This window comes from Glaciimonas sp. OK215 (assembly GCF_057787885.1).
In genome coordinates, this window is sequence record NZ_CM173544.1 from 4,240,874 (window position 1) to 4,254,596 (window position 13,723).

The following is a 13,723-nucleotide window of genomic DNA, read 5'->3' on the forward strand; positions in this document are numbered from 1 at the left end:
CAAGTCTCCTTTGGGGTGGTTGTAAAACGACGTAGCTGCAGTGCTGGATGCGCCCCTCACTGCCTGCGGCGCCGCAGAATATCCGTGTAGACGGCCAGGATGATAATCACGCCGGTCACCACGGTCTGCCATTCCTGGGCGACCGACATGATGCGCAGCCCATTGATCAGCACGCTCATGATGAACGCGCCGATGATAGTGCCGAGGATGGTGCCGTTGCCCCCCGACAGCGAAGTGCCGCCGATGACCACCGCCGCGATCGCATCGAGTTCGTAACCTTGACCCAGCGCCGGCTGGGCAGAGTTCAGCCGCGAGGCGATCAAGAGGCCGGCAATGCCGCAGATGGCACCGCTGACGGTGTAGACGACGATCTTCCAAAAGTCGACGTTCACGCCCGAGAGACGCACAGCCTCTTCGTTGCTGCCCAGCGCAAAGGTATAGCGGCCGAACATGGTTTTGTTGAGAACGACGCCCGCCGCAATAGCGAGCAGAAACAGGATCAGCACCGCATTCGGAATCGGCAGGGCGGGAATAAAATTGCCGATCAGCGAGTCCTGCGAGATGGCCGAGAACCCCGGAGTGTCGTTGAAATAAATAGGCTTGGTGCCGGAGATCACCAGCGCCAGCCCCTTGAGCAACATCATCATGCCCAAGGTCGCGATGAAGGGCGGCACTTTGAGCTTGGCGATCAACACACCCGAGACCGAGCCGCACAGCGCGCCGAAGAAGATCGCGGCAAAGATGCCGACGTAGAGCGGCAGACCCCAGTTGGTAAGGAACACACCGGCCATGACGGCGCAAAAGGTCATCAGCGTACCGACGGACAGGTCGATGCCCGCGGTGATGATGACGAAGGTGCAGGCAATTGCCAGCACGCCGTTGACCGCCGTGGACTGCAGGATGCTGACCATGTTGTCGGTTTGCAGGAAGTTGGGCGAGGCGAAGCTGAAGAACATCATCAGCGCCAGCAGGCTGGCGAAGGCCAGCAGCTTCTGTCGCGTGGCGGGCTGGAAGATCCTGGCCTTGAGGATGGCGAGCGCGCCAGGGCGAGCCTGGGGCATGAGCGGTGCTACATGCGATAGGGGGTTCGGGTTGTTTGCCATGGTCGTCTCCATTGAGTTATTGGATTAGTGTGTTATTGCGCTGTCACGCTGCGTGGCTAATTGCATGATCTTTTCTTGCGAGGCTTCGTGCACCGGGAGTTCGCCGGTAATGCGGCCCTCGCACATGACCAGGATGCGATGACTCATGCGCAGCACCTCGGGCAGCTCCGACGAGATCATCACGATCGCCTTTCCTTGTGCCGCCAGCGCATCGAGCAGCTTATAAATCTCGCTTTTGGCGCCAATGTCGATGCCGCGCGTGGGCTCGTCGAAGAACAGGATGTCGCAATCCTGCAGCAGCCATTTCGCGATCACGATCTTTTGCTGGTTGCCGCCCGACAGCAGCCGCACCAGTTGGTGGATTGACGGGGTCTTGATGCTCAGTTGCCTGACGAAGCCTTCGGCCGCGTCCTTGATCGCGGCTTGGTCGAGAAAGATACCGAGCGAAAGGAACTTGCTCATGCTCGCCAGGACGACGTTGGTCTCGACATCGAGCCCGGTGGCCAGGCCGAAGTGTTTCCGGTCTTCCGACAGGTAGCCGATGCCGTGGGCTACGGCGTCCTTGGGCGACTTGATCGACACCTTGACGCCGTGGACCCGGATTTCGCCAGCCTCGATAAGGTCGGCCCCAAAAATAGCGCGCGCAACTTCGGTACGCCCCGCGCCCATCAAGCCGGCAAAGCCCAAAATTTCGCCCTTGCGCAAAGTGAAGCTCACGTCCTTGATGGCCGAGCCCCGCTCCAGCCCCTTGACCTCCAGCACGATGTCGTTGCCCGAGGTGTCGGGGATCTGTTGCTTGGTGTTGTCTATCTGACGCCCCACCATCATGCCGATGATGGTGTCCATCGGCGTGGACGCCATAGGCACGGTGGCGATGTACTGGCCGTCGCGCATCACCGTGACGCGGTCGGAGATTTGCCGCAGCTCGTCCATCTTGTGCGAGATATAGACGATGCCCACACCATGCGACTGCAGTTGCCGGATGATGCGGAACAGGTCCTCGATTTCGGCGTTGTTCAGCGCGGCCGTGGGCTCATCCATGATGAGCACGCGCGAGTCGAAGGACAAGGCCTTGGCGATTTCCACCATCTGCTGCTTGGCCACCGTGAGCTCGCCCACCGGCGTGCGCGGATCCAGGTCCAGATGCATGCGCTCGAAGATGGCCCTGGCCTGCCGGTTCGAGGCATCTTCGTCGAGAAACAGGCCGAAGCGTCCGCGCGGCTCGCGACCGATAAAGATGTTTTGCGCAGCACTCAGGTGCGGCATCAAGTGGAGCTCCTGGTGAATGATCCCGATGCCCAGAGCCTGCGCGGCGCGCGGGCTTGGCAAGTCGACCGCGCGCCCGTCGATGCGAATTTCGCCAGCGTCCTTTTGGTAAACACCCGAGAGCACCTTCATCAGCGTGGATTTACCAGCGCCGTTTTCACCCATCAGCGCGTGAACCTCGCCCGGCAACAGCTCGAACTGACAGTTGTCCAGCGCACGCACACCCGGGAACGACTTGCTCAGGTTGCGGATGGACACGATCGGGGTAACAGGATGCATGGATAATCTCCTCTTATAGTATTCAACTGCTACTTTCTATTCGGTGCGTCAAACCGCTGCGACAATCATCCGGCGCCCGCCAAAGTCCAGGTTTTTCCTGCTTGTCGTATTGAGATTGTTGGCTTTTGGTGATTGATGCAGGATATTAATCCTGGCGCCGCGCGATTACTTTCACGCCCGTATGAAATACGAAGTCAAACATGCGCCACAAATCAGACCGCCAACGGCTTGTCTACGGTGGCGCCAGTCTGCCCGTTCCAGGCGTGCTCGCTGGGGTTTGGTCGCATTTTTACGCATTGCCATAATTGTGGGCGCAACTTGCCATCTGCCATATTGAAAATGCCTGTTGACGTGCATCACGGTATGCTGAAGCGGTGACATGAAAGCGGCGGATGCGGAATAGATTGTTGATCGGCGCATGCGCTGACAGGAATCGTTGTACCTGGCGAGGCGATTTGAATCGCCGCATCTGCCGTTCCCGTTGCCGGGTCGGTTGGTGCGACACCTCACATCGATTGTTCAACCCCTTGTGCTGGCGATGTTCGGTATTGGGAATGATGTCGCGCTTGGCCGCAGCGTAACTTTTCACCTTGTCGGTGATGATTCCCCTAGGCACGTAGTACAAGCCTTTGAGCAGCATGCGGAAAAATCGCTTGGCAGCGTGTCGATTGCGCCGACTCTGCATCAAAATATCGAGCGTAAATCCATCTTGATCGACTGCGCGCCAGAGGTAATGATGCTGACCCTTGATCGGCAGAACGACTTCGTCCAGAAACCATTTATCGCCGCGTTTAGTGGCCAATCGATACGATTCGCCGTTCATCTCCAGGAGGTGAACGTGACGGGAAAGCCGGTCAAGCAACGCACCGGTCAGGCGCTCCGATCCGAGGACGCGGGTCCACTCGTCAAACGGCAAGTTCGATGCACCAGCGTGGCGCCCCGTTCATAACGGCGGCTAAAGACCTCAAACAACAATTTCGCACCCACCGCCGTAAATGGGACATAGTCCAGTTCATCGACAATCAGCAGCCTCACGTTAGTCAGTTGCTTATGCAGGCCACGTAACAATACGGACGAAATGACGCTTCCGCTTAACAAGCAACCGAAAATGACACTTCTGCGAAGTGCTAGTCTCAACTATCGTGGCAAAAATCTCACCTTCTGCGGCAAAAACATCACCTTTCGTGTCACTTTACGCGCGCACGTAACAACAAACACCACCGTCAAAAGACTTCCACCCTGTAAGTTTCTGTAAGTTTCAAGCAAGACTTGCGTAAGGTTACGGCCCCACACTCCACTCGTGCAGACCCGTGCAAAAAGCGGGCGTTCCCCAAGGCCGAAGCCTGCAGGGCAATACCGAGGCCCGGGTGCGCAGTAGATCTGAGATTTTAAAGTTGCCCTACACAACATCAATAAATTAAGGAGACAAGCATGGCGACCAGCATTGCGACAGGCGGAGGACTTGCTTCACCCGGCATCACGTCGGAGGAGCGCAAAGTCATTGTGGCCTCATCCCTCGGCACGGTATTCGAGTGGTATGACTTTTATTTATACGGCTCGCTGGCAGCGATTATCGCTAAACAGTTCTTTGCCGGCACCGACCCCAACACGGCATTCATTTTTGCGTTGCTGGCATTTGCCGCCGGTTTTCTGGTGCGACCGTTTGGCGCATTGGTATTCGGTCGTCTGGGCGACATGATTGGGCGCAAGTATACGTTCCTGATCACTATCCTGATCATGGGGTCGTCCACCTTCATCGTTGGTATTTTGCCAAGTTACAAGTCGATCGGCATCGCGGCACCGGTCATTCTGGTCGCCTTGCGCATCTTGCAAGGTCTGGCGCTGGGCGGCGAGTATGGCGGTGCCGCCACCTATGTCGCCGAGCATGCGCCGAATGACAAACGCGGTGCTTTCACCTCCTGGATTCAAACCACTGCGACACTCGGCTTGTTCCTGTCGCTGCTGGTGATTCTGGGCGTGCGGACTTCGATCGGCGAAGAAGCATTTGCCGACTGGGGCTGGCGTATTCCGTTCCTGGTATCTGTCATTTTGCTGGGCGTCTCGGTCTGGATTCGCTTGTCAATGGCCGAATCGCCGGCATTCGCCAAGATGAAAGCTGAAGGCAAAGTCTCGAAAGCACCGTTGACCGAAGCATTCGCTGAATGGAGAAACCTGAAGCTGGTGATTCTGGCATTGCTTGGTTTGACCGCCGGTCAGGCCGTGGTCTGGTATACCGGTCAGTTCTACGCGCTGTTCTTCCTGACACAAACCCTGAAGGTTGACGGCGCAACGGCAAATATCCTGATCGCCCTGTCCCTGTTGCTGGCCACGCCGTTCTTCGTCATTTTCGGTACGGTGTCGGACAAGATCGGCCGCAAGCCGATTATCATGGCGGGCTGCCTGATTGCCGCGCTGACCTATTTCCCGATCTTCTCCGCCCTGACCCACTATGCCAATCCTGCCCTGGAAGCTGCACTGAAGAGCGCACCGGTCATCGTCACTGCGGATCCGGCGACCTGTCAGTTCCAGTTCAACCCGACCGGTACCAAGAAGTTCACGTCCTCCTGCGATATCGCCAAGGCCAAGCTGTCTGCCATGTCGGTCAATTATGAAAACGTCGCTGGCGCGCCAGGTTCCGTGGCAACGATCAAGATCGGTGATAAAACCCTGACTTCGTACGATGCCAAAGGTCTGTCGAAAGAAGATGCCGGGGCCAAGGACAAGAGCTTCTCTGCCGAGCTGTCCGGCGACATCAAGGGTGCCGGTTATCCAAGCAAGGCCGATCCGGCGCAAATCAACAAGCCAATGGTGCTGCTGCTGCTGTTCATCCTGGTCATCTACGTGACCATGGTGTATGGTCCGATTGCGGCGATGCTAGTGGAGATGTTCCCGACCCGTATCCGTTACACTTCAATGTCGCTGCCGTATCACATTGGTAACGGCTGGTTTGGCGGTCTGCTGCCGACCACGGCATTTGCGCTGGTTGCGTTCAAAGGCGATATCTATTACGGTCTGTGGTATCCAATCGTGATTGCCGTCGGTACGTTCGTCATCGGCATGCTGTTCGTTAAAGAAACCATCCATAACGATATCTACGCGGAAGAACGCTAGATCAACCTGGCAATGTAGAAGTCGCTGTCATAACGTCAGCGTTACAGCGACAATATTTTTTGCCATTCCTTCAGTAAGAATTGAGCCGACCAGGTTACCGGACCTGATCGGCTTTTTTGTTGGCTTTTTGGAAATCTTGAACCCAGTCAAAAACACGCAGCGCCTCCCCAGGTCTCACGCCTAAGCTGAAGTCACAGGCCTTAGCCTTGGAAATTGGCATTTATGGCTGTCCAAAACCGCCAGGATTTGCTATCTTCATCGGTCATCGACCCACCTCATGAGAATATGAAGACTGCTGTCAGAATCGGTACCCCGCTCTCCCCATCCGCCACCAGAGTCATGTTGCTGGGCTCCGGCGAACTTGGCAAGGAAGTCATTATTTCGCTGCAACGCCTTGGTGTTGAAGTCATCGCCGTCGATCGTTATCCAAATGCCCCGGGCCATCAGGTCGCGCATCGCTCGCACGTCATCAACATGACTGACGGCGCCGCGCTGGAGGCGCTGATTGCGCTGGAAAAACCGCATCTGGTGGTGCCTGAAATCGAAGCCATCGCCACTGAAACGCTGGTCGCAATGGAAGCTGCCGGCAAAATCACCGTGATCCCGACCGCCCGCGCTGCATGGCTCACCATGAATCGCGAAGGCATCCGACGGCTGGCGGGCGAGACGCTCGGCCTGGCGACTTCTCCTTATCTCTTTGCCAACAATCTGGACGAACTCCAAGCCGCTTGCGACACCGTTGGTTTCCCGTGTGTGATCAAGCCGGTCATGTCGTCGTCCGGCAAGGGCCAGTCCAAGATCGATAGTGCAGATCAGGTGGAAGCTGCGTGGGCTTATGCCGCCGCTGGCAGCCGCGTCGATGCCGGTCGTGTCATCGTCGAAGGCTTCATCGACTTCGACTACGAAATCACGTTGCTGACGGTACGCGCACTGGAAGCCGATGGCAGCATCAAAACCCATTTCTGCGAACCTATCGGCCACATTCAGGTGCAAGGCGATTATGTCGAATCATGGCAGCCGCACCCGATGCATCCGGAAGCCTTGGCCCGCGCCCGGAATATCGCCCAGAAAGTCACCGACAACCTGGGCGGACTGGGCGTGTTCGGCGTCGAATTGTTCGTCAAGAACGATATGGTCTGGTTTTCCGAAGTCAGCCCGCGGCCACACGATACCGGCATGGTAACCATGGCCAGTCAGCGGCAAAGCGAGTTTGAATTGCACGCCAAAGCCATCCTCGGCTTACCCGTCAATGTCACGCTCAACAGCCCGGCAGCCTCGGCGGTGATCTACGGCCAGCACGACGCCAAGGGCATCGCCTTTGAAGGTGTGGCTGACGCATTGCGTGAACCCGGCGTCGACATCCGTTTGTTCGGCAAGCCGGAGTCTTTCGCCCGCCGTCGTATGGGCGTGGCACTCGCCACTGCTGACGACGTCGACAGCGCACGCATCCGCGCCAAACAGGCGGCCGCCAAAGTGAAACCGGTCATCCCCGCTTAAGTCAGCGTAAATCAAAGGGCAGACCTGTCGCGTCGCCAACCGGATATGACACGCAATCTGCCCTGGAATCGAATACATAGGGCAAAGCACAACCCGGCGGCAGGCGTTACACTGGTCCACCCTACTCTCTTGCCATTCAGAGCAATCAGCATTTCTACATTCATCTATTCACTATGAAATTCGACGTCGCCATTATCGGTAGTGGCCTGGCCGGCCTGTCAGTCGCTCTCCATCTTGCAGAAAAAAGCAAGGTGGTGGTGATCTCAAAACGCGCTCTGCTGGACGGCGCCAGCAACTGGGCGCAGGGCGGCATCGCTGCGGTGCTGGATTCCGGCGATAGCTATGACGAGCATATTTCCGACACCCTGATTGCCGGTAGCGGATTGTGCGACGAAGGCGCGACCCGCTACATCGTCGAACACGGTCGCGAAGCGATCGAATGGCTGATCGAACAAGGCGTTCCATTTACGCCGGATACCAAAGCCGAACTGGGTTTTCATCTGACCCGCGAAGGCGGTCACAGCCAGCGTCGCATCATTCATGCCGCCGATGCTACCGGGCATGCGGTGCAAGTCACGCTGGAACAGAAAGTCCGCGCCCATCCGAATATCACGCTGCTCGAAGATCATTACGCGATTGATCTGATCACTTCCCAAAAAGTTGCTGCCAATGGGACTGCGCCACACTGCCTCGGCCTGTATGCCAAGAACGTGAAGACCGGCAAAGTGCTGACCATCGGCGCCGACCACACGGTGATGGCCACCGGCGGTGCCGGTAAAGTGTATCTGTATACGACCAATCCCGATACCGCCACCGGCGACGGTATCGCCATGGCGTGGCGTGCCGGCTGCCGCGTTGCCAACATGGAATTCATCCAGTTCCATCCGACCTGTTTGTACCACCCATACGCCAAATCGTTCCTGATCACCGAAGCGATACGCGGCGAAGGCGGCTTGCTGAAACTCCCCGACACCGAAGGAGAAGACGCCGGCGCACGCTTCATGCCGGCCCATGATGCGCGCGCCGAACTGGCCCCACGCGACATCGTCGCCCGCGCGATTGACTTTGAAATGAAAAAGCGCGGCCTGGATCACGTCGATCTCGACATCAGCCACAAGTCGCCTGAATTCTTGAAAGAACACTTCCCGACGATTTATGCGCGCTGCCTGGAACTCGGCATCGACATCACCACACAACCGATCCCGGTAGTGCCTGCGGTCCATTTCACCTGCGGCGGCGTGGTGACCGATCTCAGCGGCCGCACCGATCTGCCAGGCTTATACGCGGTCGGCGAGACCGCCTACACCGGCTTGCACGGCGCCAATCGGCTAGCCAGCAACTCGCTGCTGGAATGCGTCGTCATCGGTCGCTCCACCGCCAAATACATCGAACAGCAAGCCAGGCCGGAAGCCATACCGCTGCCGGCCTGGGACGAAAGCCGCGTCACCGACGCCGACGAGGAAGTCGTGATCGCCCACAACTGGGATGAGCTGCGTCGCTTCATGTGGAATTACGTCGGCATCGTCCGCACCAACAAACGCCTGGAACGCGCCCAGCACCGGATCAGATTGTTGAAGGAAGAGATCGACGAGTACTATGCGCACTTCCGCATCAGCCGTGATTTGCTGGAACTGCGGAATCTGGTGCAAGTAGCGTCGCTCATCGTCGAAAGCGCGCTGTCACGACGCGAAAGTCGCGGCCTGCATTACAGTCAGGATTATCCGGAAACGCTGGCCAAGGCATTGCCGACGGTGTTGACGCCGGAACGCCGTTGAGTCTGCAGTAAGCGTAGGATCGGAGCAGCGTCGCGCTGCTCCTGAATCCGCTTCTTTTTGACTTATCCCACCACCCGCAACGAAAAATCGGTGGCCCGAATATCCTTGGTCAGACTGCCGATCGAAATCCGGTCGACCCCGGTCTCTGCGATCGCCCGCACGGTTTCCATGTTGATGCCGCCGGAAGCCTCCAGCAGCGCCCTGCCGGCGGTAAATTTCACCGCATCACGCATCGCATCGAGGCTGAAATTGTCGAGCAGGACCGATGTTGCGCCGGCCGTTAACGCTTCATCCAGCTCCGCCAGACTTTCCACCTCCACCTGTATCGTCACCCCAGCCTCCAGGCTTTGGGCAGCGCGCATGGCGGCGCGAATACCACCGGCCGCCGCGATGTGGTTTTCCTTGATCAGGATGCCGTCATACAGCGCCAGCCGCTGATTGTGACCGCCACCGACGCGGACCGCATATTTTTGTGCCAGGCGCAGGCCGGGCAAGGTTTTACGGGTGTCGAGTATCTTGGCGTTGGTGTCTGCGATCAGATTGACGTAGCTGCGCGTAGCAGTGGCCACACCGGACAGCAATTGCAGGAAGTTGAGTGCAGCGCGTTCGGCGCTGAGCAAGCCGCGGGCTGGTGCTGCGATACCGCAAACTTCACTGTCGGCGCGCATCAGATCGCCTTCGGCATAGTGCCAGTCGATCCGGATGCGGCGGTCGAGGCGCTGCATCACGGCTTCAAACCAGGGTGCGCCGCAGAGAACCGCTTCCTCACGCACGATGACGCGGGCTTTGACCATGTCGTCGGCGGGAACCAGCATGCCGGTGAGATCGCCGCTGCCGACGTCTTCGGCCAGCGCCGCGCCGATCGTGTTGTCAAAGGCGGTTTGCAGTGCTTGATCAAACGGTGCAAAACGATTTTTTAAAATGCTGCTGGGAGGGAGACTCATGCCGGACCGATTCCTGAAAACAGTTTTTGTTCTTGCGCCAGATCGCCGGACGGACGCGTGTTGGCTTTGCGCTCTGCTGCGAAATCGAGCATGCGGTCGATACATACGACAGCCTTGCGGCCGGTCTCGGCATCGACGTGAATTTCATTGCTGCCCGACTCCAGCACATCGGCCAGATTCTGCAATCCGTTCATCGCCATCCACGGACAGTGCGCGCAGCTCTTGCAGGTCGCGCTGTTGCCGGCGGTCGGCGCATCAATGAAGCGCTTGCCCGGCGCTGCCATGCGCATTTTGTGCAAAATCCCATTGTCGGTGGCCACGATGAATTCGTCTGCGTCCAACGTTCGGGCGGCGGCGATCAATTGCGAAGTGGAACCGACTACATCGGCCTGATCGACCACGTCCTGCGGCGACTCCGGATGTACCAGCACCTTGGCAGCGGGATGCTCGCGCCGCAGCAGTTCCAGTTCAATCCCTTTGAATTCGTCATGTACCAGGCAGGATCCTTGCCACAACAACATGTCGGCGCCGGTTTTTTTCTGAATGTAACCGCCCAGATGCTTATCCGGTGCCCACAGGATTTTTTTACCCTGTGCATGCAGATGGGCGACGATGTCCAGGCCGATTGACGAGGTCACCATCCAGTCGGCGCGCGCCTTGACCGCTGCGCTGGTGTTCGCATACACCACCACCGTGCGATCCGGATGGGCGTCGCAAAAAGCGCTGAAGTCGTCGGCGGGACAGCCCAGATCCAATGAACAGGTGGCATCCAGGTCGGGCATCAATACGCGCTTGTGCGGACTCAGGATTTTCGAGGTTTCCCCCATGAACCTGACACCGGCGACAACCAATGTCTGCGCTGGATGATCGCGGCCAAAACGTGCCATTTCCAGCGAATCGGAGACGCAACCGCCGGTTTCTTCCGCCAGGTCCTGCAGGTCGGCATCGACATAATAGTGGGCGACCAGCACGGCCTGTTGCTCTTTGAGCAAGCGCCTTATGCGTTCCTTGAGGGCTATTTTTTCCTGCGGCGAGGGAGTGGCGGCAACGCGGGCCCAGGCTTGTGCGGTACAGCTGCTGCCTTGCGCCATTTGCGGTCGCTCGAATTCAACGGTTTTAATGAGTGTGGATGGCATGACGACAATTAACCTGATATCTAGTGAGAGGCCAAAAAAATAAGCAAATAATCGAGGAAAAAGCTCGGTCCCGGACTGGCGGGGGATGCTAATTTTACTGCCAACACAGATTCATTGCTGCGGTATTGACTGATTGCAACGCCGAATGATCTACCGTACTATGATCCGACAATAATCAGGAAAAATACGGAGATGACACTATTTGACAAAACCGCACGTGGCCGCGAAGAAATCGCCACCCGCGCGCACGGTCTGGCTCCCCGCTTGCGCACATTGCTGTTACTGGTTGACGGCAAAACCGACAGCGATGTGCTAGCAAGCAAAGTCGCCGGACTGGGGCTCTCTCAGGAACACCTGGAGACGCTACTGGAAATTGGCATGATACAGTTCCACGAGCAGCCCCACGATACCCAAGCCGCTGACAACGGCGCGGTTGCCGCCCCAGGCCAGGCAGCCAATGCCGGCCCTGCGCTGACGCAGGTTGCATCCTCTCCGGCTCCGCAGCATGAAGCCATCCTGCTACCGGGACAAACGCAATTTGAAGCCATCTATCGGTTCTACAACGAGACCATCAAGAGCATGATCGGCCTGCGTGGCTACGGCCTGCAATTGAAGGTTGAGCGCGCCAACTCCATCGAGGATTTCCAAGCACTGCGCCAGGCTTATCTGGAGGCAATACTCAAATCCAAAGGCGAGGAAATCACCCGCAGCCTGCGTGACCGGCTCGATCAATTGCTGTATATGGTTGCACCGGCGCCGATCTCGCCCGATCTGGAATAGGCTCTGCAGCATGTAAAAAAAGCGCATCCGGGAAATTCCCGCTGCGCTTTTTTCTTGCCCTTACATCAAGACAGGACGATCTTTACTCGATACCTTGGCTGCTGAGGTAATCCTCATACGTGCCCTGGAAATCGATCACTTCATTCTCTTTCAGTTCCAGCACGCGGGTTGCCAGCGATGATACGAATTCACGGTCATGCGAAACAAAAATCAGCGTGCCGGCGTACTTGTCGAGGGCGATATTGAGTGATTCGATCGACTCCATATCCATGTGGTTGGTCGGCTCATCCATCAACAACACGTTATGGCGTCCCAACATCAGCTTGCCGTAGGTCATGCGGCCTTTTTCACCGCCTGACAGGACTTTTACCGACTTCTTGACATCGTCGCCACTGAACAGCAGACGGCCCAGAATCGAGCGGACCGCCTGATCGTCGTCACCTTCCTGGGTCCATGCACCCATCCAGTCGGTCAGGGTGATGTCTGCGGCGAAGTTTTCGGTAGGGTCTTGCGGCATGTAACCGGCGTTGGCGTTTTCCGCCCACTTCACCAGACCGCCGTCAGGTTCCAGACCGCAGAGATCCTTACCGCCTATGCTGCGCAGCAGCGTCGTTTTACCGACGCCGTTGGCGCCAATGATCGCAATGCGCTCACCCGCTTCGACCATGATGCTGAAATTTTTAAACAGCGTACGGTCGTAACTCTTGCTGATGCCTTGCACGTCAACGGCCAGGCGATGCAATTTTTTCTCGCCATCGAAACGTATGAATGGATTGGCGCGACTGGATGGCTTGAGGTCTTCGACCTTGATCTTTTCAATTTGCTTGGCACGCGAAGTGGCCTGACGCGCCTTCGATTTGTTGGCCGAGAAGCGCCGCACGAATTCCTGCAATTCGGCAACCTTGTCTTTGGCCTTGGCATTCACCGACAGTTGCTGCGCACGCGCTTGTGACGACGCCAGCATGTAGTCATCGTAGTTGCCCGGATACACCTTCAGTGTGCCGTAATCCATATCGGCCATGTGGGTGCAAACCTGGTTCAAAAAGTGACGATCATGCGAAATGATGATCATGGTCGAGTTGCGCTGATTCAGCACATCTTCGAGCCAGCGGATGGTGTTGATGTCGAGGTTATTGGTGGGTTCGTCGAGCAGCAGAATGTCCGGATTCGAGAACAATGCCTGCGCCAGCAATACGCGCAGCTTCCAGCCTGGCGCCACATTGCTCATGGGACCCTGATGCTGATCCATGGCGACACCAACGCCGAGCAGCAATTCACCGGCGCGCGCTTCAGCGGTGTAACCGTCGTATTCCGCAAATTTCGCTTCGAGATCGGCGGCCTTCATGTAGTCGTCGTCGGTGGCTTCAGGATCGGCATAAATCGCATCGCGCTCGGCCATCGCTGCCCACATCTCGGTGTGGCCCATCATCACGACATCCAGCACCCGCATTTCTTCAAACGCAAACTGATCCTGACGCAATTTACCCAGACGCTCATTGGTGTCCAGCATCACATTGCCAGCCGACGGCTCCAGATCGCCCCCCAGAATTTTCATGAAGGTCGACTTGCCGCAGCCGTTAGCGCCAATCAGGCCATAACGGTTACCATCGCCGAATTTGACGGAAATGTTTTCAAACAGCGGCTTGGCGCCGAACTGCATCGTAATATTTGCGGTAGAAAGCATGTTGACGTGGTTCTTTTCTTAATTGAATCATAGGGTTATGTAATGTGGCGGCATTATACAGCATCCACATTTGACCACTGTATGAGCCTATATAAGAGATGGGCTGAGGCCGGGCATCGTGGGCATGGCCGGATTCCGTTCGTCGTGG

General features: G+C 57.3%; 11 protein-coding genes. 4 read left to right on the forward strand and 7 right to left on the reverse strand.

Annotated elements, in window-relative coordinates:
• Positions 1-56 precede the first annotated feature (56 nt).
• From AC3CHX_RS19560 to AC3CHX_RS19575, 4 genes are all read right to left on the reverse strand, one after another.
• Positions 57-1,061, reverse strand: coding sequence for an ABC transporter permease (locus AC3CHX_RS19560; RefSeq protein ID WP_488644873.1), 1,005 nt, complete (start codon positions 1,059-1,061; stop codon positions 57-59).
• 66 nt (positions 1,062-1,127) lie between these two features.
• Positions 1,128-2,648 (reverse strand): sugar ABC transporter ATP-binding protein, encoded by a 1,521-nt coding sequence (locus tag AC3CHX_RS19565; RefSeq protein WP_488629683.1) that lies wholly within the window; start codon positions 2,646-2,648, stop codon positions 1,128-1,130.
• 289 nt (positions 2,649-2,937) lie between these two features.
• Positions 2,938-3,564, reverse strand: coding sequence for an IS6 family transposase (locus tag AC3CHX_RS19570; protein WP_488629684.1), 627 nt, complete (start codon positions 3,562-3,564; stop codon positions 2,938-2,940).
• Positions 3,519-3,785, reverse strand: coding sequence for an ATP-binding protein (locus AC3CHX_RS19575; RefSeq protein ID WP_488629685.1), 267 nt, complete (start codon positions 3,783-3,785; stop codon positions 3,519-3,521). The genes AC3CHX_RS19570 and AC3CHX_RS19575 overlap by 46 nt, the downstream gene beginning before the upstream one ends.
• A 294-nt stretch (positions 3,786-4,079) precedes the next feature.
• On the opposite strand from AC3CHX_RS19575, the gene AC3CHX_RS19580 reads away from it, so the two are divergent.
• The 3 genes from AC3CHX_RS19580 (at position 4,080) to nadB (ending at position 9,031) form a co-directional block, all read left to right on the forward strand.
• Positions 4,080-5,759, forward strand: a complete 1,680-nt coding sequence (locus tag AC3CHX_RS19580; protein WP_488629686.1) for an MFS transporter — start codon at positions 4,080-4,082, stop codon at positions 5,757-5,759.
• A gap of 285 nt (positions 5,760-6,044) precedes the next feature.
• Positions 6,045-7,256 (forward strand): formate-dependent phosphoribosylglycinamide formyltransferase, encoded by a 1,212-nt coding sequence (gene purT, locus AC3CHX_RS19585; RefSeq protein WP_488644874.1) that lies wholly within the window; start codon positions 6,045-6,047, stop codon positions 7,254-7,256.
• A 173-nt stretch (positions 7,257-7,429) separates the two neighbouring features.
• A complete protein-coding gene (gene nadB, locus AC3CHX_RS19590; RefSeq protein ID WP_488629687.1) occupies positions 7,430-9,031 on the forward strand; it encodes an L-aspartate oxidase in 1,602 nt (533 codons plus the stop codon).
• A 62-nt stretch (positions 9,032-9,093) separates the two neighbouring features.
• Here the strand turns inward: nadB and nadC are convergent, their stop codons facing one another.
• Both nadC and nadA read right to left on the reverse strand, forming a co-directional pair.
• A complete protein-coding gene (nadC, locus tag AC3CHX_RS19595; protein WP_488629688.1) occupies positions 9,094-9,975 on the reverse strand; it encodes a carboxylating nicotinate-nucleotide diphosphorylase in 882 nt (293 codons plus the stop codon).
• Positions 9,972-11,111: a quinolinate synthase NadA gene (gene nadA, locus AC3CHX_RS19600; protein WP_488629689.1), complete on the reverse strand. Its 1,140-nt coding sequence runs from the start codon at positions 11,109-11,111 to the stop codon at positions 9,972-9,974. The genes nadC and nadA overlap by 4 nt, the downstream gene beginning before the upstream one ends.
• Positions 11,112-11,303: 192 nt before the next feature.
• Between nadA and AC3CHX_RS19605 the strand changes: the two genes are divergently transcribed.
• On the forward strand, positions 11,304-11,891 hold the full coding sequence (locus AC3CHX_RS19605; RefSeq protein WP_488629690.1) for a hypothetical protein: 588 nt from the start codon (positions 11,304-11,306) through the stop codon (positions 11,889-11,891).
• Positions 11,892-11,973: 82 nt separating this feature from the next.
• Here the strand turns inward: AC3CHX_RS19605 and AC3CHX_RS19610 are convergent, their stop codons facing one another.
• Positions 11,974-13,575, reverse strand: coding sequence for an ABC-F family ATPase (locus AC3CHX_RS19610; protein WP_488629691.1), 1,602 nt, complete (start codon positions 13,573-13,575; stop codon positions 11,974-11,976).
• Positions 13,576-13,723 lie beyond the last annotated feature (148 nt).